The sequence below is a fragment of the Companilactobacillus tucceti DSM 20183 genome, from assembly GCF_001434665.1.
GTDB lineage: Bacteria > Bacillota > Bacilli > Lactobacillales > Lactobacillaceae > Companilactobacillus > Companilactobacillus tucceti.
The window spans coordinates 15,449-41,069 of record NZ_AZDG01000006.1; the positions used below are offsets into that span (position 1 = coordinate 15,449).

Annotated in this window: 25 protein-coding genes and 1 pseudogene; 7 read left to right on the forward strand and 19 right to left on the reverse strand. The window is 32.7% G+C overall.

Annotated features, from left to right (window positions below; translation table 11 throughout):
* Window positions 1-101: 101 nt before the first annotated feature.
* From FC72_RS03790 to FC72_RS03800, 3 genes are all read right to left on the reverse strand, one after another.
* Window positions 102-542, reverse strand: coding sequence for a DUF1149 family protein (locus tag FC72_RS03790; protein WP_057764946.1), 441 nt, complete (start codon window positions 540-542; stop codon window positions 102-104).
* Between the two features lie 12 nt (window positions 543-554).
* A complete protein-coding gene (trmL, locus tag FC72_RS03795; protein ID WP_057764948.1) occupies window positions 555-1,064 on the reverse strand; it encodes a tRNA (uridine(34)/cytosine(34)/5-carboxymethylaminomethyluridine(34)-2'-O)-methyltransferase TrmL in 510 nt (169 codons plus the stop codon).
* A 190-nt stretch (window positions 1,065-1,254) separates the two neighbouring features.
* A complete protein-coding gene (locus FC72_RS03800; RefSeq protein ID WP_057764950.1) occupies window positions 1,255-2,445 on the reverse strand; it encodes an AI-2E family transporter in 1,191 nt (396 codons plus the stop codon).
* A gap of 84 nt (window positions 2,446-2,529) precedes the next feature.
* On the opposite strand from FC72_RS03800, the gene FC72_RS03805 reads away from it, so the two are divergent.
* The 3 genes from FC72_RS03805 to FC72_RS03815 are packed head-to-tail and all read left to right on the forward strand — an operon-like array spanning window position 2,530 to window position 5,105.
* Window positions 2,530-3,543, forward strand: a complete 1,014-nt coding sequence (locus FC72_RS03805; RefSeq protein ID WP_057764952.1) for a lactonase family protein — start codon at window positions 2,530-2,532, stop codon at window positions 3,541-3,543.
* Window positions 3,544-3,573: 30 nt separating this feature from the next.
* Window positions 3,574-4,413, forward strand: coding sequence for an undecaprenyl-diphosphate phosphatase (locus tag FC72_RS03810; protein WP_057764954.1), 840 nt, complete (start codon window positions 3,574-3,576; stop codon window positions 4,411-4,413).
* A gap of 53 nt (window positions 4,414-4,466) precedes the next feature.
* Window positions 4,467-5,105, forward strand: coding sequence for a copper homeostasis protein CutC (locus FC72_RS03815; RefSeq protein WP_057765093.1), 639 nt, complete (start codon window positions 4,467-4,469; stop codon window positions 5,103-5,105).
* A 203-nt stretch (window positions 5,106-5,308) separates the two neighbouring features.
* Here the strand turns inward: FC72_RS03815 and mgtE are convergent, their stop codons facing one another.
* From mgtE to yjbM, 4 genes are read right to left on the reverse strand one after another with little or no spacing between them, the layout of a single operon-like run.
* Entirely contained in the window at window positions 5,309-6,682 is a 1,374-nt protein-coding gene (gene mgtE / locus FC72_RS03820; protein WP_057764956.1) for a magnesium transporter, read from the reverse strand.
* A 5-nt stretch (window positions 6,683-6,687) separates the two neighbouring features.
* Complete coding sequence (locus FC72_RS03825) at window positions 6,688-7,593, reverse strand: RluA family pseudouridine synthase (protein ID WP_083480741.1); 906 nt, start codon at window positions 7,591-7,593, stop codon at window positions 6,688-6,690.
* Window positions 7,583-8,392: an NAD kinase gene (locus FC72_RS03830; protein ID WP_057764958.1), complete on the reverse strand. Its 810-nt coding sequence runs from the start codon at window positions 8,390-8,392 to the stop codon at window positions 7,583-7,585. The genes FC72_RS03825 and FC72_RS03830 overlap by 11 nt, the downstream gene beginning before the upstream one ends.
* Window positions 8,392-9,045 (reverse strand): GTP diphosphokinase, encoded by a 654-nt coding sequence (yjbM, locus tag FC72_RS03835; protein ID WP_057764960.1) that lies wholly within the window; start codon window positions 9,043-9,045, stop codon window positions 8,392-8,394. The genes FC72_RS03830 and yjbM overlap by 1 nt, the downstream gene beginning before the upstream one ends.
* Window positions 9,046-9,188: 143 nt before the next feature.
* Here yjbM and FC72_RS03840 point away from each other — a divergent pair, with 143 nt between their 5' ends.
* Entirely contained in the window at window positions 9,189-9,842 is a 654-nt protein-coding gene (locus FC72_RS03840; protein WP_057764962.1) for a DsbA family protein, read from the forward strand.
* Window positions 9,843-9,911: 69 nt separating this feature from the next.
* Here FC72_RS03840 and FC72_RS03845 read toward each other — a convergent pair whose 3' ends face one another.
* The 10 genes and pseudogenes from FC72_RS03845 to FC72_RS03890 all read right to left on the reverse strand — a co-directional run bounded on the left by FC72_RS03845 (window position 9,912) and on the right by FC72_RS03890 (window position 20,632).
* Complete coding sequence (locus FC72_RS03845) at window positions 9,912-10,772, reverse strand: competence protein CoiA family protein (RefSeq protein ID WP_057764964.1); 861 nt, start codon at window positions 10,770-10,772, stop codon at window positions 9,912-9,914.
* A gap of 150 nt (window positions 10,773-10,922) precedes the next feature.
* A complete protein-coding gene (locus FC72_RS03850) occupies window positions 10,923-11,639 on the reverse strand; it encodes an ABC transporter ATP-binding protein (RefSeq protein ID WP_057764966.1) in 717 nt (238 codons plus the stop codon).
* Window positions 11,620-12,531 (reverse strand): iron ABC transporter permease, encoded by a 912-nt coding sequence (locus tag FC72_RS03855; RefSeq protein WP_162253519.1) that lies wholly within the window; start codon window positions 12,529-12,531, stop codon window positions 11,620-11,622. Before FC72_RS03855 ends, FC72_RS03850 begins: the two co-directional genes overlap by 20 nt.
* A 28-nt stretch (window positions 12,532-12,559) precedes the next feature.
* Entirely contained in the window at window positions 12,560-13,450 is an 891-nt protein-coding gene (locus FC72_RS03860; protein ID WP_057764969.1) for an ABC transporter substrate-binding protein, read from the reverse strand.
* On the reverse strand, window positions 13,428-14,183 hold the full coding sequence (locus tag FC72_RS03865) for an NEAT domain-containing protein (RefSeq protein WP_057764971.1): 756 nt from the start codon (window positions 14,181-14,183) through the stop codon (window positions 13,428-13,430). Before FC72_RS03865 ends, FC72_RS03860 begins: the two co-directional genes overlap by 23 nt.
* Window positions 14,183-15,400: a hypothetical protein gene (locus tag FC72_RS03870; RefSeq protein ID WP_057764973.1), complete on the reverse strand. Its 1,218-nt coding sequence runs from the start codon at window positions 15,398-15,400 to the stop codon at window positions 14,183-14,185. The genes FC72_RS03865 and FC72_RS03870 overlap by 1 nt, the downstream gene beginning before the upstream one ends.
* A 202-nt stretch (window positions 15,401-15,602) precedes the next feature.
* Window positions 15,603-16,261: pseudogene (locus tag FC72_RS10995) on the reverse strand (adaptor protein MecA).
* Between the two features lie 68 nt (window positions 16,262-16,329).
* A complete protein-coding gene (locus FC72_RS03880) occupies window positions 16,330-18,885 on the reverse strand; it encodes a BspA family leucine-rich repeat surface protein (RefSeq protein WP_057764975.1) in 2,556 nt (851 codons plus the stop codon).
* 363 nt (window positions 18,886-19,248) lie between these two features.
* Window positions 19,249-19,647, reverse strand: coding sequence for a transcriptional regulator SpxA (gene spxA, locus FC72_RS03885; protein ID WP_057764977.1), 399 nt, complete (start codon window positions 19,645-19,647; stop codon window positions 19,249-19,251).
* Window positions 19,648-19,909: 262 nt separating this feature from the next.
* A complete protein-coding gene (locus tag FC72_RS03890; protein ID WP_057764979.1) occupies window positions 19,910-20,632 on the reverse strand; it encodes an MBL fold metallo-hydrolase in 723 nt (240 codons plus the stop codon).
* A gap of 42 nt (window positions 20,633-20,674) precedes the next feature.
* On the opposite strand from FC72_RS03890, the gene FC72_RS03895 reads away from it, so the two are divergent.
* Window positions 20,675-21,121 carry a hypothetical protein gene (locus tag FC72_RS03895; protein WP_057764981.1) on the forward strand — a complete coding sequence of 149 codons (447 nt, stop codon included), beginning with the start codon at window positions 20,675-20,677 and terminating at the stop codon, window positions 21,119-21,121.
* On the opposite strand, the gene FC72_RS03900 is transcribed toward FC72_RS03895, so the two are convergent.
* The gene (locus FC72_RS03900; RefSeq protein ID WP_057764983.1) at window positions 21,114-23,102 is read right to left on the reverse strand and encodes a hypothetical protein; all 1,989 of its coding nucleotides are present in this window, start codon (window positions 23,100-23,102) and stop codon (window positions 21,114-21,116) included. The genes FC72_RS03895 and FC72_RS03900 overlap by 8 nt on opposite strands.
* Window positions 23,083-23,853 carry an ABC transporter ATP-binding protein gene (locus tag FC72_RS03905; protein ID WP_057764985.1) on the reverse strand — a complete coding sequence of 257 codons (771 nt, stop codon included), beginning with the start codon at window positions 23,851-23,853 and terminating at the stop codon, window positions 23,083-23,085. Before FC72_RS03905 ends, FC72_RS03900 begins: the two co-directional genes overlap by 20 nt.
* Window positions 23,854-23,928: 75 nt before the next feature.
* On the opposite strand from FC72_RS03905, the gene FC72_RS03910 reads away from it, so the two are divergent.
* Complete coding sequence (locus FC72_RS03910; protein WP_057764986.1) at window positions 23,929-24,603, forward strand: response regulator transcription factor; 675 nt, start codon at window positions 23,929-23,931, stop codon at window positions 24,601-24,603.
* A gap of 12 nt (window positions 24,604-24,615) precedes the next feature.
* Window positions 24,616-25,614 carry a sensor histidine kinase gene (locus FC72_RS03915; protein ID WP_057764988.1) on the forward strand — a complete coding sequence of 333 codons (999 nt, stop codon included), beginning with the start codon at window positions 24,616-24,618 and terminating at the stop codon, window positions 25,612-25,614.
* Window positions 25,615-25,621 lie beyond the last annotated feature (7 nt).

The window sequence follows — 25,621 nt, forward strand, 5'->3', positions numbered from 1 at the left end:
AACTCTCAATTACTCAATAAAAATTATACATTATTTCCAATACAAAAATCCCTTTTGAGTAAAAAAATAAGTTTGGGACCATTTCTCCCAAACTCGAATAATTATTTATCCTTATTTTTCTTCTCTTCAGGCTGTTCATCAGGTTTGATCTCTGAATGAGCTGTAAAGTTCAAGGAAATTCCTTGGTTTAAGGTAACCGCTGTTACTTGATATGTCAAGGTTTCAATATACTCAACAACCGGACGAGAAATTTTTTGAACATCCTTTGGTTCAAGATCATCTGGATTCCCATGAAAGTCTGTTAGTTGAACAACTTGTCCAATCAAACCAGAAACTTTAAAAGGTGCACCTTCTGGATGAATATCAAATGGAATAATCACTTGAAATATCTTCCCTTTACTTTCATCCATTGGTTTTCCCTGTTCATCTTTCAAATCAGGATGATCAATTGAGATGTGTAAATCTTGCTTTGCATCTGCTGTTGGTGATTCAACATCATAATGGAATGAATTTACTGTTACAGGTCCCTTTAGTGTCTTCATGTTTATACCCCTTTAATCTAATTTATCGTGTTCATAATGATGAGATAATTCTAAACCAGCAAATTTTTGTTGGCGTACTGCCTCATAAATTACTAAAGCACAGCTATTAGACAAATTCAATGCTCTAATATTATCACTCATTGGAATTCTCAAACATTTTTCAGGATTTTCACGCATGAAATCTTCAGGTAATCCAGTAGTTTCCTTACCAAATAAGAAATAATGATCAACAGAAGTATCACTAAAATCTCGATCACTATAGACTTCATCAGAGAACTTAGTAATCAAGTACAGATACTTATCATCTGGAATAGATTTCATAAAATCATCCAAAGTATCGTGATAAGTAATATCTACTTTGTCCCAATAATCCAATCCAGCACGTTTCATATGAGCATCATCAGTGCTGAATCCAAGTGGCCTTATTAAATGAAGTTTAGTATTCGTCCCCGCACAAGTTCTGGCAATATTTCCAGTATTAGCTGGCATAAGTGGTTGATACAATACAATATGATTAGTCATTTTCTACTCCTTTGAATTAAAAAAACGCATACCCTCGGTGACACTCACAGCAAGGACATGCGTTAGTTAAACCCGTCAATTTACTTGCTTTTGTCAAAACGACTTCTGAGAAAAACAAATAACCACAAAGTTTATAAACATTATAGACGATAATTTAGCGCTATACAATATAAATTTGAATAAACTATGATTATTTCTCGATATTTTTATTATCCTTTGGTTCCTGCAACTCTTTTATATCTTGTTCGTCATACCAAGTTGAATTGCGTTTAAACCAATTAAATATTCTAGTACAAATAATCTTTAAGATGGCAAATATTGGAATACCGGCAATCATCCCAATTAAGCCAAACATACCAGCTGATACTAGTAAAACTAAAATTGTAGTCACTGGATGCATTTGCATTTTATTTCCTACGATAATTGGTGAAATAACACGAGTTTCTATTGTTTGTTCTACTATAAATACGATCAATACCTTAATTACCATCGCTGGAGCTACAAAAGCGGCTATAACTAATGACGGGATCAAGGCTAAAGTTGAACCAATATATGGTATTAAATTCAAAATTCCGGCGGCAATTCCAAGAACTAATGCATACCTTTGACCGATAATCAGATAACCTACAAAGAACATTACCGCTACCCAAAATGCAACGGTAAGTTGTCCAGTGATATATGAACTAAGAGATTGGCTCATTTCAGATAACATATCCTCAGCCGAAGGACGCAATCTTGTAGGAACGAACTTTACAACAGACTTCTTAAACTTCTTATCATCCTTTAACATAAAGAACAATATGAAAGGTGCAGTAAGTAAAATAATTATTACATTAGTTACAACACTCAGAGCCGAACTAATATTATTAAACGTTTGAGGCAATACATGATCGATAGATTTTTCAAAGTTAGCGCTGAACTTTGCATTAGCATCTGCTAGACGATCTTTGAAAACATGTAGTTTAGGATCTTTAAATAGGTCTTGTAAACTCTTATTAAGTGAATCCCAATATTGCGGCCAATTTTTAACTAACGAATCAATTTGATTTTGAACAAAAGGAATCAGTGACATTACTCCCCAAACTAATAACGCCGCTATAATAATGAAAACAAATGCAATAGAAATAACTCGTTTAACATGAAATTTATTTTCTAGTACATTGATCAAGGGATTTATTAAGTAATAAAGGACTAATGCCAGTATTACTGGAGGCATTGTTATACCTAAAATTTGATTAATTGGAGTGAAAACAAATTTTATTTTTGAAAAGAGAAAAACAATTAAAAATACCAAAAAAATGTTCAATAGAATAACTGTTAATTGATTATTCAAAAACCATCTGTAAAATAAACTCTTATCTTTTTTGGGAGATTCTCTCATATTTATCACCTATTTACTTCTTCATAATAATTGGTTTACTGCATTTATAATGTATACTATACAATAGTTTGGAGGTAATTATAAATGTTAGAAAAGGTGCTACTCAGTGGCTACACCAATAAAGGTCAAGGAATATATCAGGCAAAACTAGATACAGATTCCAAAAGTCTATCAGAACCAACCCCTTTAATTAAAATTGATAGTCCAACATATGTGGATGTCACAAATGATTTAAAATTGATCACACTATTAAAAAAAGACGGTAGAGGTGGAATTGCAGTCTATGATATCAATTCTGATCCAAAATTATTAGACGAGGATATTTCAGAAAACACTTCCCCTTCTTATGTAAAATTTGATGCCAGTCGTAATTTAATTTTTAGTTCATACTTCCATTTAGGCAAAGTAAAAGTTGACCACTTGTCAACTGATGGCAAAATAGAAAATTACGCTACTTTAAATTTTGAAGGTTCTGGTCCAAGACCTGAACAAGATCAATCAAAACCTCATTTCAGTGCTTTAACTCCAGATGGCAAATTAATTATCTGTGATTATGGAGCTGATCGTATTTACATCTACGGTCTAGAAGATCCTAAAAATCCTAAATTATTGAATAATTATATAGTTCCAAGTGGCTATGCTCCTAGACACTTAGTCTTTAACCCTACAGAACCATATGTCTATGTTGCATGTGAACTTTCGTCAAAAGTCTTAGTTCTTGAATATGATCCAAAATATTCCCGCTTAACTTTAGTTGATGAAGTTGATGCTGCTAAGGATGAGAAAAAGAATACAACCGCTGCAATCCGTATAAGTAATGATGGTAAATTTCTTTATGCTTCAACTAGAGGTGCAAATACTATCGCTATTTTCTCAGTTGATTCTGACGGTTCACGTTTGAAGAAAATTGACACTATCAAAACTAAAGGAAAAGGTCCAAGAGATTTTGATATCGATCCTTCACAAGACTTTGTGGTTGCAGCTAATCAAGATAGTGATAACTTAACCCTATATAAGAGAAATTCAAAAAAAGGAATTTTAACAATTCTTGAAGATGATATTGCTATTCCAGAGTGTGTATGTGTACACTTTATCTAGTTTTAATTAATTTTAGGAGAAAATTTTATAATGTTCATTGAAATAATAAAAACTATTATTCTGGGTATTATCGAAGGTTTTACTGAGTTTCTACCTATCAGTTCGACTGGACATTTATACTTAGCCGATGAGTTTGTTAAATTGAATGAATCTGCTGCATTTATTCACATGTTTATGGTTGTTATCCAATTTGGTGCGATCTTAGCAGTTATCTTAATTTATTTTCACAAACTTAATCCATTTTCACCAAGAAAATCTAGTCACGAAAAAAAGTTAACATGGAACATTTGGTTTAAAGTTTTAGTAGCCATCATTCCATCAGTTGTAATTGGATTTCCTCTAAATGATTGGATGGATGCTCATCTAACAAGCTGGCAAGTAATTGCTGCAACACTTTTGATCTATGGTATCTTATTCATCATCGTTGAGAACTACTTTAAAAACAAACGTCCACAAGTAACTGATCTCGATAACCTTTCATATAAGACAGCTCTTGAAATCGGACTTTTCCAAGTATTGTCATTAGTTCCCGGAACATCACGTTCTGGTGCAACTATCTTAGGTGGTATTTCTATTGGTACCTCAAGATTTGTAGCAACTGAGTTTTCATTCTTCCTTGCTATTCCAACAATGTTTGGAGCTAGTTTATTGAAGATTTTGAAATACTTTAAAAATGGAAACACATTCACATCTAGCCAAGCTATTATCCTACTTATCGGTACTTTCGTATCGTTTGTTGTAGCCTATGTTTCAATCAAGTTCTTATTGAACTACATTAAGCATAACGACTTTAAGGCTTTTGGTTGGTATAGAATTATCCTAGCTGTTATTGTTATCTTATACTTTGGATTCTTCAAAGCTTTTGTATAGAACGCCATCTGGCGTTTTTTTTATGAAAAAAATTAATGAAAGAAGTGACTATTATTTTTAAAGAAATTGCTTTAGAAAACTTTACTAATATTCCTCAAGCTGTTTTGGCTGGTGCTAATCGTATTGAATTAAATGACAATTTATCTGCAGGTGGAACTACTCCAAGTTTGGGGGTTCTTAAAGAAAGTAGTAAATATCTCCAAGAAAAATCAATTCCATTAGTTGAAATGATCCGTCCACGTGGTGGCAATTTTGTCTATAACGACTTAGAAATCAAAATGATGGAAACAGACTTGTTTGAAGCCCAAAAATTGGGTATTGATGCCGTTACATTTGGTGCTTTAACACAAGAAGGAGAAATTGATGAAGATGCTATGGAACAATTGATTGCTGCAAGTTCTGGTATGCAAGTAGTCTTCCATATGGCTTTTGATGATATATCATCTGATAAACAAAAGGAAAGCATCGATTGGCTAGCTGACCATGACGTTGATCGTATTCTTACTCATGGTGGACCATTTGAAATTCCTATCATGGATAATTTAGATAGCCTCCAACAACTAATTGATTACGCTGATGGTCGTATTACGATTCTACCTGGTGGTGGAGTTACATATGAAAATTGTGATGAAATTGCATCTAAATTAGGTGTTAAAGAATTGCACGGTACACGTTTGATTGATTTGGCATAATTTATAGATAAAAAGGACCAACTATTCCAGAATTTGAAATAGTTGGTCCTTTTTTATTTTTTTTAAATATGCTGCTTAAACGTGCGACAAAAGGTTGCAACCTCCATATAGCTACGAACCACGAATGATTGATGATACCAATCATTCATGGTTCTAGGCTATATTCCGGTGGCAAACCACCTTTTGTCACACTCTTCTAATATTCATGCACCAACAAATGACTGTAAAAACATACCTGCAATACTGAAGTAAATCAATACACTTGTTAAATCACTTAGAGTTGAAATAAATGGTCCACTTGCAACGGCTGGATCAAATCCAAAGCTAGACATTAGCATTGGAATTAAGCTACCTGCTAAGTTAGCCACCGTTATAGCGGCACACATTGCCAACCCTATAACCATCCCTAAAATGAAATTGTGCTTCCAAAATCCAACAAGTAACAATACTGATGCACCCGTTACAACGCCGGTAATAAATCCAGTTAATAATTCCTTACCAACTAGTTTAAAGAACTCATTGCGATTTATTTCTTCAACAGCTAGTCTTCTGACAGCCACAGCTAAACTTTGCGTACCAGCATTACCGGCTGTACCGGTTATGGTAGAAATAAATACTGCTAGAATACTTGCTTCAGCCAATAATCCTTCATAATGATTTATCAATGTAGCAGTAATCATACTTAATAATAATAGCGTAATTAACCATGGCAAACGTTTCGATGCTGCTTTAAGTGGATTATCCTGAACGGTCTCATCAACACTAACACCGGCAAGTCCTGAATAGTCTTGCAATGATTCGTCATCAATAACTTCAATAACATCATCAACCGTAACAATTCCGACCATTTGATTTGAATGGTCTAAAACGGGAACTGCCAAGAATTCATAATCTCTAAATACTTGTGCAACTTCAGCCTGCTCGGCATCAACGTTGACTGTAATAATATCTGAATTCATGTGATCTTTTAAGGTTGCATTATCGTCTAACATTATCAAATCACGTAAAGACATTACACCAACCAAATCGTCATGATTATCTAAAACATACAAGTAATAAATCGTTTCAGCAGTTTCGGCAAATCTCTTTAAATTCCCAATTGCTTCTTTAGCTGTTTCATCCTCATGAAACCTCACGTAGTCGGTAGTCATAATACCACCGGCGGTTTCTGTATCATAATGTAATAATCCACGTAGATTATTAGCATCCGCTCGAGGCATTTGTCCTAAAAATCTGTCTACTTCTACCTTATCTAGGTGTTCCAAAATATCAGCAGCATTATCATCATACATATCGTTTAACATTTGAGAAGCATACGATAAATTCATTTCATTCAAATACTCTGGGATCTCTGGTAGATCATCCTCAAGAGTATCGAACATGTCTCCCATTTCATCTGGTTCAAGAATTGTATAGATGCTCAAGCGCTCATCTTTATTTAAGGTTAGGTAGAAAGTACTCTGGTCATAAAAATGCATATCTAGATAGGTTTTTCGAAATCGCTTTTTATCACCTTTATCTAGATATTTTTTCAACTGGGTAAATTTTTCCTGCAGTCTTTTTTCATTTTCATCCATTGTTTTCACCCCTTTAACGCACTCCTTAACAATACCATATCTTCAGGAATTGGTGCCGTTAATTTTAATAGCTTTTTAGTAACTGGATGAATAATTTGAAGTTGATAACAATGCAATGCCTGGCGATTTATCCGAGGGTCCTTTTTTAAACTATACATTTCATCCCCAATGATCGGGTGCCCTATAGCTGATAAATGAACCCTTATTTGATGTGTTCGTCCTGTTAATAATTTAAGCTTCAACATACTGTCATTTTCATAATTTTCAACAGTTTCATAGATTGTCCTTGACTCTTTGCCAAGTTTATAATCGATTGATCTCAAATAAAAAGCCTTAGGATCAATACCAATTGGCAAATCTATCAGTCCGTTTTGAGGTTGAACTTCACCATATACAAGAGCCAAATAATACTTTTTAAAATCATCTGAATGAAGTATTTGGTCTAAAAGCGAATGAGTATAAGAATTTTTAGCAAAGACCATTAATCCCGAGGTTTCTCGATCCAATCTAGTAACAAGATGAATTGAAGAATTCTCTTCTTTAGATTGAAGATAATATTTTACAACATTAGCCATAGTCCTACTCGAACGTGCTTTGGCAGGCAAACTTGCTAGCCCCGGTGGTTTATTAACTACAAGTAAATACTTATCTTCATAAATAACATCCAGTTGTCCTTCCATAGGCTCAATTAAATCCGAAGGTTGCTCATTATTTAAAACGACTAACAAGGTGTCTCCCGTTTGCATTTTAAAATTAAAATGACGCTGTTTATGATTTACGTAGATTTGCCCGCCCTTATTTTTTAAATTATGTAATTGACTAGAAGAGAAATTGTGTTGGATCAAGAATTTCCTTAGTATCTTTTTATCCGTTTCTTGAATTATGAATTTTAAAAAGCGATTATTCTGCATCTTGACCTAAGAAAGCTGTCCCAACTCTAGTCCAAAAATGGCGATGTCGATATTGTGCAAACTGTGCACGTTGACTATTTAAACGAATTGAAATTCTTTTTACTTTCATCAATTTTGTCGTAATCCCATCACAACTAATAACATAATCATCTGCAACTTGTGGATAAAGATCAACTTGTTGGTTGTGAGGAATCAACAATGGTGATGAAATAGTTCTATAAACACGATTATTTATAGAAGCCATTTCCACCATTTGAAATACGCTAATTTTAGGATGTACTAAAGCCCCACCAATGGCTTTTGAATATGCGGTAGAACCAGTTGGTGTTGAAAAGCACAATCCATCTCCACGAAAACTTTCAAAAAATTCTCCATCTATATCAACACTAGTCTTCATAGTCATTGACGATAAACGTCTTACTACAGCCTCATTGATTGCGATCTCATGCAAGTAACGACCATCTTCACTCTCAACTTTAATATCGATCAGTGGATAACTTGTTGAAGGGATTTTGTCTTTATATTCTTTGATCCTCTGTGTTAGTTCAGGTATTTCTTGATCGGTCCAATCAGAATAGAATCCTAAATGACCTGTATGTAACGCCAGAAACTTAACTTTATCTAGATGATTAGCATACGCATGAAAGGTACTCAAAAGAGTTCCATCACCACCCACACTAATTACTAAATCGGGACTGCGGCGATACTCTTCTAAGCCCAAGTCTTTTAAATTAGACCTGATCTTATCGCCAGCAATTACTGATTGTTTCTTATTGTTATTATTGACCCAAAATTTCATTAATTTTTATCCTTCGTAGAATTATTGATATCTCTTTTACTATCCGTAAAATATTGTTGGGCATCTTGAATTTCACCTCTGATTTTCGACATCTCTTCATCAAGCATAAAAGATGCTTCAGCGGCTCGTTTCAATCGTTCATTTATTTCTTCTGGAAAATCACCACGATATTTGTAGTTCAATGAATGTTCGATCGTTGACCAAAAATTCATGGCTAAAGTTCTAATTTGTATCTCGGCAATAATATTTTTTTGCCCTTTAGAAGTTTGAATAGGATACTCAATAACAACATGATATGATCTATAACCACTAGGTTTACTATTGGCAATATAATCACGTTCCTCAACTACTTGCATATCTTCTCTAGCATGAAGTAACTTAGCAACATCATAGATATCCTCAACAAATTGACACTGAATTCTGATACCAGCAATGTCTTGCATGTCTTGTTCTAAAAGATCCTCTGAAATATATCTTCGACGCATCTTTTCTTTGATACTATCGACAGTTTTAACACGTCCAGTTACAAATTCGATTGGCGAATGCTCATTTTTCTCTAAAAATTCTTTTCGTAAGTTTCGAAACTTCAATTTAAGTTCGTCGACTGTTTGCGAATAGGGTATTAAAAACTCGTTCCATTTAATTCTTGTCATATTAACCCACCTTACCACTTTAAATATATCGTAATTCACCTGAAGATTCATCTAAATAGCAAAATTGGTCCATAGAGTTATTATTTTACCTTTTATAAGTTTGCTGTTATGATGACTATGCTAGAGATATGGAGGGAAACAAAATGTGGGAAGTATTCTTATATATTAATCCCTTGTGTTCGTATTGCTTGAAAGTTGAACAAGCTATTATAGATTTCACAAGAAAACACGATATTGAAACTCAATACCACTTTGTAACCACTAATAACATGGAAACAATTAATGAATATATGCAATTAAAAGGATATCAACTTTGTGACCTGCAAAACCGGTCAAAAGTTTCAACAGATATTTACGAAGCCGCTAGCCTTTATAAGGCAGCATCCTGTCAGGGAAATAAGAAAGCTCGTAACTTCTTAATGAATTTACAAGAACAGATCAATGTTTTGGATAATCCTTTTAATGCTGAATCAGTCAAAGTGGCCATCAATGACAGTGGGCTTGATTACGAAGCTATAATGGAAGACAAACAAAGCGAATGCGTCGAACAAGGTATTCAAAGAGACCAGCAATTAGCGATTGAAATGAATATTACCAAAGCGCCTACAGTTGTTGTCTTCGATTTAAACAATGAAGACAGACCTGGCGTAATGATCGATGATTTCGGAAGTAAAACATCTGAAGAAGTCATCAATAGTAATCTAACAGCAATGTTAGAAGCAGCTATACCAGAAGTTGCTGAACAACCTACTATTAATAGCAGTACAGTAATTAGTTTAGATAAATTTAGAAGATAATTTTAGTTTCTACTTAGAACTTGTTCAATAGAGCAAGTTCTTTTTTTTTACCAAAAATCATAAAAAAACTTAATTCATACCTTTGTAAAGTAATGGTTGTTCCAAGTTTCTTGGCTTTTCTCCACAAACTATTCTCCAATAATGATTGCTGTATATTGGTTTTTGGCAATGCAAGATTTTACTAGATAAAAATTCTTCCACAGTTTTCTCATGTTTATTAAAGAAACTTTCTTTAAGTTTATCCACTTTTACACCACGGATATTCCTTATTTTATTAATTTGATAACCATCCACTCTAATCGGTGGATAACTTTTAAATTCAGTTTTGAATTTTAACAATTCTCTTATTCCATCTGTGCGAAACTCGATCTTGTTATAAATGATTTTATTAAATAGGCCCACATATCTGATCTGATAAAATAATTGATACACTTTTTTATCTGAATCTAACATGATCAAATAAAATCCCCAATTATTATCGTACGATAAAAACTTGAGATGTTTCTTCAGTATCTTATTGTTTAAATAACTACCTCCAAGTATCCAGACACTCTTAATCCCCAGTTTATTGTAGCCCTCTATGCGCTCTTTTAATTTAGAAGTTTTAATAATGGCACATTGATATTCTAAAACAAGATTATCAGCCAGCATTATATCTGGTCTTTGTTTGATTTCTGACAAAAACGCTTCCTGCTTTATATCGAGATATCCTAACTCTGAAAAATCTCTCACCAAAATATCTTTTCCACATTTATGAATATCACGTTCATTTATTTCGTTAAACTTCTTATTCAAGTGTTGAAAATATGATGTATCATTTTTTTGAATCAACTTAACTTCCTTTAGGCACTTGGGACAACGGAATTGTTCAATTCTATCCACCTCAATTGCGTAAATAAGTTTATCTGCGTCATTTAATGCTGCATACATTATTATCACCTCAATAAAAATTACGAAAAAAGTATATATGCTAGTTAAATATGCAGCATAAACGTGCAATGACACACAGCTTTTTCCACTTAGAACAAAAGGTCCTATCAATCCAAAATCGGATTGATAGGACCTTCTGAACATGTATCATTACACTCTCAGACTTTGTATCAAACGTTTATTCCCCGAATCATCTTGATAAATTTTAAATTCGGTTCCAAAAACTTTTTTCAAATTGTCTTCATTCAAAATCTCAGTTGAACCTGATTCAACTATTCTTCCATCTTTATATAACAAAATATTATCCGCCAAAATAGCTAAAGTATCTAAGTCATGGTCAACTATAAAGAAATGTTGATCAGAATTCTTTATTAACTTTACTAAGCTCTCTTTATACAACGGATCCAAATTATTAAATGGCTCATCAAGGTAAACATATGGTGTTTGCTCACACAATACGGCCAAAACTAAAATAACTTGTTGTTGTCCACCAGACAATTGATTGAACGGTAAATCCAATTTGTCAGTTAAATCAAAATAATCCAAATACTTAAAATAATCGATATTTTGTATATTGCTCATTTCAAAAATCGACCGTACACTGATTAATCCATAAATTTGTTCTCTTTGATTAAAATATGACAACAATCGGCTTTTTTTAGAAATCGATAAATACTTAATATCCTTATGATCGTATTCAATGATTCCTTGATAGTTTTTTATTTGACCTGATAATATCTTTAATATCGTACTTTTACCACTCCCATTTGGACCAATCAAAGCTGTAATTCCTTGATCAAATTTCAGTGAAATATCATATATGACCTGTTTTTTTTCATATGAGAAATTAATATTCTTTGCTTCCATGGCTACCTCGTAAAACAATATAAAATAGAACTGGTGCACAAATCAGACTGCAAATCAGACCAGCTGGTATTTCCACTGGGTAAAACAAATTTCGACCTATAAAATCAGAAATCAACATTAAGTTTGCACCTAACATAAAAGTATCGATGAAATAGTGTTTAACATTAGTCCCATTAATTACCTTAATGATATTAGGGATAACGATCCCAATAAAGAAGAACTCTCCGACTATTCCTACAATGGCTGAAATAGCGAGACTGATTATTAACAAAATAGACAAATTAGTCTTCTTGACGTCAATACCTAATTCAATTATTTTCTGGTCATTAAACGAATAGTACGGTATATATTTTTCAAATAAAATTAGTTCCGTAACTATCACTACACCTAAAATTATCATCAAATAAGTCACACTCGGACTTATCAAATTAAATCCAGAAAACAAGTTGATCTGAACGTGCGTAAAATAACTTAAAACTTGATTGAGACTTATAAAAAGAATCGTTAGACATACTCCGAATAAAACAAATCTTGTCGGACTGATTTCTTTATTTTTCAACCAAATCAAAATAACAACTAATATTAACGCACCTACTAATCCATAGACAACTTTCGATCCTAAAAATGCCGGCAAAAATATTGCCAGTAAATTTTTGAAAAAGCTAGTTCCTGAAGTTAATCCAACTAATCCTGGGTCAACCAAATTATTTCTAAAAATCAATTGCAAAAATAATCCTGATAAACTGATCAATCCACCAGTAAATAAGGCAACCATCGTTCTCGATAATCTTAATTGAAGAATCGGATAATCATTAATTCTTAAATTGAACAAATTTAGCAGACTGTTATCACCTGAGATAATATTCAATATTCCAAACACAATCAGTGCCAAAATATTAAAGCTCAAAAAAAGATTAATTTTATTTTTCGTTAACAATTTTATCAATTCCATTCAACGCCTTAATGACGTTCATATTTGCGGTTGAAGAATAAACAGGTTCTCTCAGGTAATGAACTTGTTTATTTTGAAAAGCTGGCAATTCTTGCCACATCTGATTATTAGAAAATTCTTCCTTAAATGATTTCTCTACCATATCTGGCATCGCATGAGCTAAACAAATAACAATATCCGGCTTAGCCTTTTGAATCTCTTCCATATTGACCGATATATACTCACCCTTACTATTTTTAGGTTGAATGACGGTATTATGAGTGTATTTAACTAATGAACCAATATAAGAATTAGTCGTTGCCTGCAAGTAACCTCCTCCAGGCATCCCAAATAAAACCAAAACTTTTTTGGGATCATTATTCTTATTCTTTTGTTTTATACGATCAACATTACGATTTAATTTATTAATAAACTTTGTAGCATAAACTTCTTTGTCGTATCTTTTTCCTAAAACATTAAGCGATTTTTTCAAATGATTGACTGTTTGTAAATTCATATAAGTCACATCAATGTTATTAGATTGATAACTTTTTCCCTGCATAGACTTCAAGGTAGTAACTGAATAAACCGTATCTGGATTTAATTTTTTTATCTTTTCCATACTAGGAGCATTAGGTGCTCCTACTTTTGCCGTATCTTTGTATCTATCAGGAATTTGGTACTGTGTATTTGGAACACCTGTCAGATACATATGTAAAGTATCGGCTATTTGTGTCAAAGCATAAGTTGTCATTACGACAGAGTCGTCTTTTTTATCTTGAGTCTTATTTAAATTGCTCAATGCAAAAATTGCTGCAAAACTAACGATCCAAAGAGACAGGACAAAAATAATTTTTTTAGAAGAATCTCTTCTTAACAAATAAACCGCCACCTATCGCAATAGCAATCAAAGTTATTCCTGCCGAGATCTTTGGTACATTAGATGTCTTTTTATCTGACTTGTCAGCTTTTTTGGCTGATTTCTTTGCTTGCTTATTTTTTTTAGGTGCTTTTTTATTAGACTTTTTCTTGTCTTTTTTATCTTGTGTTTTACTTTTAGCAGCATCATCTTGTTTAACAGGATCAGATTGGTTCACATCAGCTGTTGCATCTGGTTGTTTTGTGTCTGTATTTGGTTTTGCTTCAGTACTATTTTGAGTGTCTTGATTATTTGCTCCGGCACTCAATTTAGGAGGATTACTGAATTTTAACCCAAATGGATGAGTTTGATGAATATTGGCTGAGTCAACATCCACTTTCATAGTTCCCGTAACGTTATCTAATTGATTTGATTTAAAAGTAATCGATGTGTAATAGGCACCATCATCTTCTCGATTATTAATACCTGTTGTTTGCACATTCATTGAAAGAACTTTTACAGGATATGTACCAAGATCCTTATTAGTTCTAATAGTATAAGTAACTTCATACATATTATTAACAACATTTACAGTAGCAGGTTTAACTAAATATGCATCTGCCATACTAGTTGAACCATTAGGTTGAACGGCTGTAATGTTGACTGAATCGGCTTTAGCAGTTAATTGCGGAATCGATATTACGGCCAAAACGGTCAACATAAAACTAATAACAAAGTAAATAGACTTTTTCATTAGTTATCAAATTTTCCCATATTATTAATACCTGCCATTGCCACTGCTAAAGTAATGAAACCGGCATACATGATATATATTGGTAAGTTCTTTGAACCTGTTTGAGGAAGTGATCCACTATTAGTATTAGTTGGCAAATTGGATACTGCTGAACCACTGAATCCAGGTAGAGTTGGTGTTGATGTGGATGTAGATGGTAAATTCGTTGGTCCACTTGGAGCTACGCCTTGTCCTTGACTGAATTTAAAATTAACGTTATGAGATGCATAATATCCAAAACTTGCCACGCCTATTTTCAAACTAGCAGGAACATAGCCATTCAAAGCATCGAGACTATTTACATTGAAACTGTAACTCATATAGTTATAGCTATCATCTGATGATCTTGTTACATCTGGATTGATGGACCCACCATTAATAGATGTTATTTCAACAGGATCACTTCCAAAATTCTTTGGTGTTCTCATTTGCATCGAAACAGTATAAGTTCCATCATCATTTTTCGTTACTGTTGATTGATTTGTAAAAAATTGTGCGGCAACTGACTCCCCTGCACTTGGATCTTCTTGAAGAACTTGATAACTATATGCAATAGATTTAGTTGCATCATTTGTAGTATTTGTATTCGTATCTACATTTGTATTTGCATTTGTGTCTGTGTTCACATCTGTATCGGTACTTGTATCGGCATCATTATCTGATGTTGCAATTGAACCATTTCCGCCATCGATATTTGGAATATATATACCATTTCCTGTATTAACGTTGGTATCAGTATCACCATTTTTGGGATCAGCGATACTTACTTGCATTGGAAAAGTCTTAGGTTCTGTTGTATTAGGTATTAAAATACTTACCATTACATCACTGTTTGAACCATCCGCATTTATAGGTATATTTAAATATCCGTTTTCTGGAGTATAAGCTGTACCATTAATTGTCATTGACTGCAAACTTGAAATAGCAGCTTTTGAAAGTGGTATTTTTGCATATGTGCCACTACCATCAGTAGTAATTTCTGCATCCCCTGAAAAAACAGGAATCATTGTAAAAGGCTTGCCGTTAAAATCTAAATTGATTGCTGATTTATAAGTGTTCCCTGACACTTCAGCAGCTGAAACCGTACTGGAATCAGTTATTAAAGAAGTTGTGGCGGTTCCAACTCCACCTACCAATAAAAGTAAAGTGCTTAAATATGTAACACCTTTATTCTTCATAATTTTTCTCCCCTGATAATTGATTAAAGTTTTATTCATCCCATATTCCATTTTTGATAACTGAATTATCAAAAATATAAAAGTGATAAATATACTTTAAGAATATGATAGCGTTTCCACCGTGTCAATAGAGATTAATGCTTAAAAAAGCAAAACAGGAGCCGCGACATACGTCGCAACTCCTGTTTCAATTTTTGAACTTTTATTTACTAAAATAATATCTAGTTAACTCGAGTGCTGTTTTACTCATAATTTCCTTACCGTACTCTGATAATACAGCGGCTGTAACTTTAGTCTTATTACTGTATTCACTCATCAGTGCCATAACGTCGTTATAGGTCATATCGTGCATTTCTTCCGTAAATAGTACTAATTGTAGATAATACTTACCTTTGTATTCCCAAAGATTTGAAACGCCACTTTCTAAATGCAATAAGTCAGCTAATTGAATGTAGTCTTCAAAATCATCGAATTCTACGATCAATGTCTTAGTAGGTGTGTCAGGATCCTTCAGATAAGGTGAAGTGTCACTGTCATATTCCTCAAAGCCTACACGGTCATCATTTACATCATTATTGTCGGAGCTAGATTCTGTGTGGCAAATAAAGTTTCATCGGCATCATCAAGACTCTTGCTAATTATCAATTCCAGTCCTTGCTTATTAGGCATGATTTGGAAAGTTACCGGTTCGTTGTTAGAGAAAACATGGTCCTTGTCAACTTCATCCAAAATACTGTAGAAAAATGATTCAATCTGTTTTTTATTTCCCAGAAGGTCTAAAACAGTTACACCACGATCTTGCAAATCCTGCGTACTAAGAATGACTTTGATTGTATTCTCATTAAGTCGATCCATTTCCATCATAGTCACCTCAATTCTGTATCTACATTCTAACAGTCTCAAAATTTATGTAAAGAAAAGAAACTCTACTAAAGGCTATTTTGCAAGGTCCATGTTAATGTACCAGAATAATCCCCTGCTTTAACATGTGTGCCATCAAATTTCATCAAAAATCCACGACCTCTACCCCAACTCATTGGATAATCATTCATTGGAAAATCTCTAGTTAAAATAGTAGTATCATCTGAACCAATTACTTTATCATCCACTCCACCATCATCCCTAAAAATTAAATCACCATTGATTTTATCGCCATTACTATTAGCTATAGGATCTGACAACTTAACTTTTACATCACTCTTTACATATCTTGCCGGAGAAGTATTATTCGTTATATTTATTCTAAAAAAATCTTCTTTTCTATAGGCAATTCCTTTAGCTGATCCAGTCTTATGAAATGACAAATCGGGAACATCTAGTTTCATATCAATAAATGGAGTTTGTTGCAAAACATAAGTTGCAGTAGGACCACCTTGAGCTGAGTAAAGAGATGCCAAATCGTCATTTGATATCAATTTTCCAACTGGAGCATGATCAGTACCACCATTTGCCTCATCAACCACTTGCCACTTATCTGAAATAGCTGAATATTTTTTATTTTCTTTTTGATCTATAAAATCGTTAACAGAAGCCTTTGGAAAATTAGCATCAGCTGTAAAAAAGCTTTTTGGTCCTAATTTTAGTTTCCAAATATTATATCGCCCATTATCAAAAAAGCTTTTCATATTTGCAATATTTGACATATCCCAATTTGATAAATCAAATTCGCCAATATTTTTGGCACCATAAAACATTTCAGTAATGTCAGTTACTTTCCTAGTATTCCAATTCGAAGTGTCTAATACCTTCACTCCAGAATTTGTAAACATTTCTTTCATGGTAGTTGTATTACTTGTATTCCAATTTGAAGTATCTATTGTATCCAAATTTGAAGTGTTATAAAACATATCATTAATATATTTAACATTACTAGTATCAAAATTGGAAATATCCACATTGCTTAATTTATTATCATTACTAAACATAAAACTCATATCAGTAGCATTAGAAGTATTCCATTTTGAAAGATTAAGTGTAGTTAGGTTGGGCATACCTTGAAACATATGAGAAAAGTTTTCCCCTGAGTCTGTTTTCCAACCCGAAATTTCTGGTAAGGCTGAAAAATTAGTTTCACGAAATGCATAGGCAAAATCTGTTACCTTATCTGTTTTCCATTCATCAATATGCAAATTAGATATATCTGAAATTGATGAATTATCAAATATACCATGAATGGTTGACACCGATGAAGTATTAAAAATTCCATTTACACTAACTAATGATTTAGTATAAGCAAACATGTCATTCATTTTATTTGCGTTATCTGTATTAAAGTTTGTCAAATTTAAAACAGTGAATCCTGTTCCATTAAACATACTTCCAAAGTCAGTAACTTCACCTGTTTTAAAGTTATCTAATCCTTGTAAAGTATTTTCGTTTAATTTACTATCTTTGCCAAACATCGAACTCATATTTTTAACTTTACTAGTATCCCAATTGGATAAATTTAATTTAGCTAAAGAATTACAATTATAGAATAAGGATCCCATATTGGTTACTTGAGAAGTGTCCCAACCTTCAATTTCAGGAATTTCGGTAAATTTCGTTCCATTAAACAGGCCTGACATATTAGTTACCTTACCTGTATTCCAGCCATCTAACCCAATTACTTTAGTTAATGATGTATCTCCAGAAAACATGGTTGATATATTTGTAACATTGCTTTTATCCCAATTTGATATGTCTATGCTAGTAAGATTAGATATAAATGAAAGCATCCCAGACATATTAGTTACTTTAGCAGTATTCCATCCCTCAATATCTTTGATATTAGCATAATTTGAAATCATAAACATTGAATTCATAAGACCTACATTAATCGTATCAAAATTTGATAATCCTGTAATCAATGCCGGACAATTATAAAACATATATGACATATCAGTTACTGCTTTTGTATCAAAATTTGAAACATCCAATGTTCCTAAAGACTTAGCTGAATAGAACATTCTTTGCATAGAAACTGCATTACTGGTATCTATTTTTCCCAATCCATTTATATCTTTTAATTTAGAATCATCCGAAAAGAATTGAGTAAAATCGCTCACACCACTAGTATCTAAATTATTAATATCAATTGTTGTTGCATTTGATAAATCTTTAAAAAGACCTGTTGAATTACTATTAGCTTTTACTCCCTGTTCAACGTATACACTAGTAATAACAGAATTATATGAATTCCAATTAGGCAATCCTGTACCCAAAACCCCCGCATGTATCGTTAACTTACCAGTATCATCAATATCCCAGTTACAAGTTCCAAAAGTTCCACTATTCGTAATAGAATATGCTGAAACATTCGGTGCTGAAGCTGTAGCTTCAACCTTAGTTTGATTAGGCTGATCAACAACTAGAGAATCATTTTGATTAATGACGTCTTGCATGGAGTCAGCTTTGATCAGAGTATTAGAAAATAAGAAAAGGGCCATACTAAACAGGCCTATTAAAATTATTTGAATAAAATGTCCCTGCTCATTTCTTTTCATAATTTTCTACCACCCTGGGAAATAAATATATAAATATCTTACATGATATATAATATCGGCATTCTCCAAGCCACGCGCGTCATAATCTAAAACTTATGATTTCAAAAAATGAGATATGTCAACAACTACACCTCATGTGTCTATTATTATAGGCAAGAGTGTGACAAAAGGCGTTCTGCCACCGGAGCATAGCCTAGAGACACGAATGATTGGCACTATCAATCATTTGTGGTTCGTAGCTATGTGGAGGTTGCAGCCTTTTGTTGCACATTTAAGTCTATAAAGGTTCGTAAGCAAAAAAGAAGTTATGACCAATGTCACAGCTCCAAATAAAAAAGTCGTTCACTTTTGTGAACGACTTTCTTATAATCCAGCCATAAGTTGAGCTTTTTGTAATTCCATAGTTCTAACACTTCTAGGCAAGAATCTTCTGATCTCGTCTTCGTTGAATCCTACTTGGAGACGTTTATCATCCATGATGATTGGACGTTTCAATAATCCAGGGTTCTCTTGTACTAATGTTAATAATTGATCAATTGTCAAATCGTCAAGATCAACTTTAAGGTTTTGGAATGCTTTGGAACGTGTAGAAATAATTTCTTCAGTTCCATTTTCTGTCATTTGTAGGACTTGTTTAATTTCTTGTTTATTTAAGGGTTCAGAATAAATATTTCTTTCTTTGTAAGGAATATCGTGTTGTTCGAGCCAAGCCTTTGCTTTACGGCATGAAGTGCAACTTGGAGATGTATAAATAGTTACCATTATAATCTCTCCTTTTCTGTATATTGTGCTCCTAATTATTAACACAATAATATTGTATCGTATTACTAATACAAAATCTATACTTTTTCTAATAAAAACTTACGAATGCTTGTTCTTATTTTTATAGTTTGTGAACTTGATGAACCGTCAAATAAGCCTGTATTGTGATGGATTCACATTCTACATAACTTTTAGGTTATGTTTAGGATTATTGTTCATTTATGGTTTACAAGTGTAATACCTATAACAATAGGAATAGAGATTAAACTTGAACTTCAAGACCTTGGAATGCTCTGATAACTGGAATATCTCCAGCATATTTTTGTGATTGTTCTAACAATGTTTGCTTCTTATAGTTTTGAGGTAAATGACTGATCATCATTCGTTTAACCCCTGCATCTTTTGCCAAAGTACCTGATTCTTTAGTATTCATATGCCACTTTCTACCAGTAACTTCTTCGGGGAAGTTAGTATCAGTGATCAAAAGATCAGCTCCCTTAGCAAAGTCTACTAATCCATCAAAATAAGTAGTATCAGCAGTGTAGACTATTGTCTCATCACCCTTGGTAATACGCATTGCATATGCGGGAACAGGATGAATCGTTCTTAAGAATTCAAATTTAAATGGTCCGATATTTGTTGGCTCATAATCATTATAGGCAATTCCTTTAGTAGCATCGCCTTCTGTTAATTGAGCAAAGTTAACAAAATCTTGTGTATGACCATAGATTGGAAGTGGTTGATCCTTATCTGCGGCTAGCCAATTATACTGCAAAACTCCTAGATCTGCGGTATGATCATGGTGATAGTGAGATAAGACAACCGCATCCAAATCAGTTGGGTCGAGATAATTGGATAATACATTCAATACCCCACTACCGCAATCGATCAAAACATTGAAATTGTCATCTCTTAGTAAATATCCTGAAGTTCCGATACCGTTGTGTGGATATCCTCCATAGAAACCTAATACTGTAATTAGCATGTGAAAACCTCCAAAAATTTTGTTGAAAGGATTTCAATAATTATGAACATAACATTAAAGCTAGGAACATATAATTTTTTAAAGAATCAACAGACTAGTGCTGATACTTTATTAAAACCCTTATTTGATGATAAAGCAGATCATCTTTTAATAAAAGTATTAGCTGAATCTGGTCAATACCGCAAGAAGACTGGATCCTTGATAAGTTCTAACAGACTATATTTATTGACTTATTTAAAATTCAACAAAGATCAAGCTGCTATCTTCGATAATAAAATGTATTCAGATGATTTTATCATCACCGATAAAGATTCAGAAATCTTTCAAAAAAAAGATAATCGTCTCGAATATTTAGTTATTAGTACTTTCCCTGATGAAGAATCACTGAAAAATTGGCGAACATTCATCAAAAAGCAAATCAACGTTGAAATTCAACGCTTCTCAGAAGAACCATTTGGATTCTTCCTAAAAGAATACGAACTTAGTTAAGTTTTTGATTAACACTGCGCCACGATATCAGGTAAGTTACAAAACCTATTATCCCATAAAGCGCAACATAACCAAGATTAATCAAAATAAATGGCACTAACATATCCATTTGAGGAAAACTGCCAAACAACGCTATTACAATGTAGGACTGCATTACCGCAAAAACTATCGGAATAACGAATGTATAAACAGTTTCTTTTTTGACAATTTCTTTGATCTCACTTTTATTGACTCCGATTTTATTCAACGTCTTTAGTTGTTTCCATTCTGAGTCATCCCTTAACAGTAGTCTCAATGTCAAAACACTACCTAACGCTATTAGTAATGCAACACTAAACAACGCTACGATAAATATTCCAAATCCAGTAATTTGATCCACTTGGATCTTGGCACTTTTTTGACGAGAATAACTAGAATCCATAAAGATAGTTCCTGTATTATTGGAGGAACCATCTATAGCAGATAACTTCGTTTCATCTAAGTTATCTGCTTTTTTTATTGAAACGCCCTTAGTGTATTCTTGGGAATCTAATTTTTCATATTGCTTCTTAGTTAACTTGTCACCATTCTTAAAGAACCAACCATAAAATGTATTCTCTACGCTAGCATCCAAATCATTATAATAACTATCTGGAGCAATGATCATTAGGCCTTGATACATCGTCGATCCGTATGGAAATGCGGAACCGATTTTGTTTGACTTAATCGTATCTGCATTTTTTACTTTAACAACTGCTTCTTTTGACTGATTTGAAACATAACCTGGAACACTGTAACCATAATCTAAAATCAAAAAGTCCTTTTTGCCGATCTTAGGATTTCTTGAAATATTAGATTTCGGTAATTTTTTATAATCAGAATAAGACATGAACGTTCCAGGAATTATTTGATCATTAGAAGATCTTTGAACAACCGTCATCTTCACTTTTGTTTTATATTCACGAGTTATTTTAGAACCGTTTTCCTTCAAATCTTTCTTGATGTCTTTAACCGTATATTGGTTAGCCGTCAATTCAAAGGGATGGGCATAGTCATAATTGTTATAAATGGTTTGGTATCCCAAATAACAAATCGATAATAATACTAACGCTAAAGAAGATAACTCAGTTATAAACCATAAAATGGAAGTATTTCTTATCAAACGCTCTTTGAAGTATTTAAAAGAAAAAACATTTATTCCTGTATAAGCGATTCGTTTAATATGTTGCAATATGGTCAAAAGACTTGGCAAAAAACCGAAGTATATTAAATATGTTCCAAACAAATAAGCCATCATCAAAAAAACTAGTTCCCACAAAACTTTATCAGCTTGACTTCCCTTGATGTCTCCCAAAAAGATAACTGTTACTAACAAACCACTAACAAAAAACAATATACCTAAAATACCAGAAGGTATTCTCAAATATAGACGTAGCGACTTTTGACGATTCTTTTTATTTTTCAACAATCTATTGACTCTAAAAGAATTCATAATACTAAAAACTAATGTAGAATAAATACCTATTTGTAGTAGCAAATTAAACGTATTACTAGTAAATAAAAAGGCAAAGCCAAACTTAACACCCATTAAGTACAGTAACAACATTCCAAAAAACTTTTGAAATATCAGTGCAACCAAAACCCCAATGACCCACGAGATCAATTGGACAACGACTGTTTGAATGAATCCTATTATAATTACTGTCCAACGAGCCATACCAAACTTTTCAAAAGTCTTAAATTCATGTGCCTGTTGTTTAATAAAGAATCCACCAACAAAACCCATATATACAAAAGCGCAAAAAATAAATATGACACTAAATCCTAAAGTAGCATTAGCGATCCCACTACTCCATATTGAAATATCTCCTTTTAGTTTGGGGTTATCAACTAAAGAAAGTAATATACTAAAAATTCCAATTGCAAAACTACAGGCAAGGATATATATCAAATAACTATCTTTCATGGTCCTAAAACTACGTCTAATTATTTTCAGAAACATTAAAGTAGCTCCCTCCACCAATTGTTCTTTGCATATTGATTATTTGTTCAAAAAATTTATTACGGTCACCCGGATTTACAATTTCAGAAAAAATGACGCCATCTTTGATGAATACTACGTGCGAACAATAGCTGGCCGTAAAAGCATCATGTGTCGCCATTAAAATAGTCGTCTTTTCTTTATCATTGATCAATTGCATATAATTCAACAAGATAGTGGCCGACTTTGAATCCAGACTTCCCGTTGGTTCATCCGCAAATAATATCTCGGGATTATTGATCAAAGCTCTTGCTGCAGCAACGATTTGCTTTTGTCCTAACGATAGATCATCAACATTTCGTTTGCTCAAGGATTCAATATTCAATAATTTAATCATATGTTTAAAATTTTGCTCGATCAGTTTTTTAGAGGCATGATTTAAGGCCATCGGCAAAATAATATTTTCCTTTACATTCAATGAATCTAATAACTCAAAACTTTGATAAATAAAGCCCATTTTATTTCGACGATACTTTGCTTGTTCTTTATCATGCAATTGCGTCATATCAATTCCATCTATCAAGACTTGTCCGTGATCTGGACGTTCATTAGTTGAAATAATATTTAACAAAGTTGATTTCCCGGCTCCAGATGGACCCATGATCCCTAAGAATTCACCTTGTTTTACTTCTAATCCAATATCTTTGATAGCGTGAACAGCATTAAATCTTTTTCCATAATCTTTAGCAATATTCTTTACAATAATTTGCACAGTGTATTCTCCATAAATTAAAAATTACTGTTATGATAATAGTTAGCCTTATTCTATCATGTGGGGGTTAATTTCATGGCAAAAATTATGATTGTTGAAGATGATCCATCTATCTCCAAACTAATCAGTGAAAATCTAGAAAAGTGGCACTTGGATAACTATGTCACTCAAAATTTTGAAACAGTTATCGAGCAATTCAAAGAATATAAACCAGATTTAATTCTATTAGATATTAATTTACCAGTTTTTGATGGTTATTATTGGAACCAAGAAATAAGAAAAATATCTAAGATTCCTATTATTATTATCTCCTCACGTAATTCAAATATGGATCAAATTATGGCAATGAATATGGGTGCTGACGATTTTGTTGAGAAACCTTTTTCAGTTGACATTCTAATTGCTAAAATAAACGCCTTATTACGTAGAACGTATGATTTTGCAAAAAATAATAACGATGTAATTGAGTACAATGGATTAAAATTAAATCTTGCCAGTGGCACAGTAGAAATTGGTGAAGAAAAAATTGATCTATCAAAAAATGAATATAAATTATTACAACGATTATTACGTGATCAAGGTAAAATAGTCACTCGTGAGCAGCTTTTAAACTTCATGTGGGATGATGAAAGATTCGTTGATGACAACACATTGACTGTTAATATCAACCGTCTAAGAGGCAAAATTGCTCAATTTGGACTGAAAGATTATATAGTTACTAAAGTTGGACAAGGCTACATTATTCCTTAAGCGAGGTTATTTATGACACTATATAAATATTTAAAAGACCATATAGGGCTAATTTTGGTAATTTTATTTGGAATAACTTTCATTGAAATAGTCTTTTATTTAGATCCGCAAGTACACTTTCAAAAAGGTACTTTGATTTATACTTGGATCTTAGCAATCCTTATCTCTGCCACTAGTCTGGTTTTATCTTTCAATAGAAAAAAATCATGGTATAACATTCTTCAAAAAAGTGACAATGATCTATCAAAAGAATTAACCGGGGCCAAAAATAACGAAGAAAAATTTATTCAAAAAAAGATAAATGATATATCACTAGACTATCGAAAAGAGTTAACAGATCTTTATCAAAGTCAAAAAGATCAACGTGAATACACGGAATCTTGGGTTCACGATATTAAAGTTCCATTAGCTGCATTGAAACTATCTCAAGATTCCGATTTGGATAAAGAATTACTTGATGAAGAAATTGACCAAATTGATTATTTAGTAGATCAGGCATTATATTTCGCCAGACTAACGAATTTTTCCAATGATTATTTGATTCAAGAACAAAATTTAAGTAGTATTGTAAAATCGTCGATCAGAAGTAATAAGAGAATGTTTATCTCAAAACGTATCGGAATTGATTTAGATATAAGTTCTGAAAAAGTTTTGACTGATGAAAAATGGCTCAGTTTTATCCTCAATCAAATTGTTTCTAACAGTCTTAAATATACAGACCAAGGCGGAAAAATATCTATTTTTACTACTAATAAAAATAACAATGTCGCCTTACATATCAAAGATAACGGTATCGGTATTGCCAACCAAGATTTAAGCCGAGTCTTCAATAAAGGGTTTACCGGCAAAAACGGACGTACATCCGGCAGTAAATCCACTGGTATGGGACTATATCTTGTTAAAAAAATGGTGGATAAACTCGGTCATAAAATTGAAATAAATTCACAGGTGGATAAAGGAACGGAAATTGTTATCACCTTCTTGGATCTTCCATATTATCAAAGAACGTAATTAAGAC

Bases quoted from the DNA above. Each gene is read 5' to 3' on its own strand.
- yjbM (WP_057764960.1), bottom strand. From the start codon at position 9,045: ATGACAAGAATTAAATGGAACGAGTTTTTAATACCCTATTCGCAAACA.
- FC72_RS03800 (WP_057764950.1), bottom strand. From the start codon at position 2,445: ATGAGAGAATCTCCCAAAAAAGATAAGAGTTTATTTTACAGATGGTTT.
- FC72_RS03840 (WP_057764962.1), top strand. From the start codon at position 9,189: ATGTGGGAAGTATTCTTATATATTAATCCCTTGTGTTCGTATTGCTTG.
- FC72_RS03850 (WP_057764966.1), bottom strand. From the start codon at position 11,639: ATGGAAGCAAAGAATATTAATTTCTCATATGAAAAAAAACAGGTCATA.
- FC72_RS03870 (WP_057764973.1), bottom strand. From the start codon at position 15,400: ATGAAGAATAAAGGTGTTACATATTTAAGCACTTTACTTTTATTGGTA.
- FC72_RS03890 (WP_057764979.1), bottom strand. From the start codon at position 20,632: ATGCTAATTACAGTATTAGGTTTCTATGGAGGATATCCACACAACGGT.
- FC72_RS03910 (WP_057764986.1), top strand. From the start codon at position 23,929: ATGGCAAAAATTATGATTGTTGAAGATGATCCATCTATCTCCAAACTA.
- FC72_RS03805 (WP_057764952.1), top strand. From the start codon at position 2,530: ATGTTAGAAAAGGTGCTACTCAGTGGCTACACCAATAAAGGTCAAGGA.
- FC72_RS03880 (WP_057764975.1), bottom strand. From the start codon at position 18,885: ATGAAAAGAAATGAGCAGGGACATTTTATTCAAATAATTTTAATAGGC.
- mgtE (WP_057764956.1), bottom strand. From the start codon at position 6,682: ATGGATGAAAATGAAAAAAGACTGCAGGAAAAATTTACCCAGTTGAAA.
- FC72_RS03810 (WP_057764954.1), top strand. From the start codon at position 3,574: ATGTTCATTGAAATAATAAAAACTATTATTCTGGGTATTATCGAAGGT.
- FC72_RS03915 (WP_057764988.1), top strand. From the start codon at position 24,616: ATGACACTATATAAATATTTAAAAGACCATATAGGGCTAATTTTGGTA.
- FC72_RS03865 (WP_057764971.1), bottom strand. From the start codon at position 14,183: ATGAAAAAGTCTATTTACTTTGTTATTAGTTTTATGTTGACCGTTTTG.
- FC72_RS03790 (WP_057764946.1), bottom strand. From the start codon at position 542: ATGAAGACACTAAAGGGACCTGTAACAGTAAATTCATTCCATTATGAT.
- FC72_RS03845 (WP_057764964.1), bottom strand. From the start codon at position 10,772: ATGTATGCAGCATTAAATGACGCAGATAAACTTATTTACGCAATTGAG.
- FC72_RS03825 (WP_083480741.1), bottom strand. From the start codon at position 7,593: ATGCAGAATAATCGCTTTTTAAAATTCATAATTCAAGAAACGGATAAA.
- FC72_RS03895 (WP_057764981.1), top strand. From the start codon at position 20,675: ATGAACATAACATTAAAGCTAGGAACATATAATTTTTTAAAGAATCAA.
- trmL (WP_057764948.1), bottom strand. From the start codon at position 1,064: ATGACTAATCATATTGTATTGTATCAACCACTTATGCCAGCTAATACT.
- FC72_RS03830 (WP_057764958.1), bottom strand. From the start codon at position 8,392: ATGAAATTTTGGGTCAATAATAACAATAAGAAACAATCAGTAATTGCT.
- FC72_RS03900 (WP_057764983.1), bottom strand. From the start codon at position 23,102: ATGTTTCTGAAAATAATTAGACGTAGTTTTAGGACCATGAAAGATAGT.
- spxA (WP_057764977.1), bottom strand. From the start codon at position 19,647: ATGGTAACTATTTATACATCTCCAAGTTGCACTTCATGCCGTAAAGCA.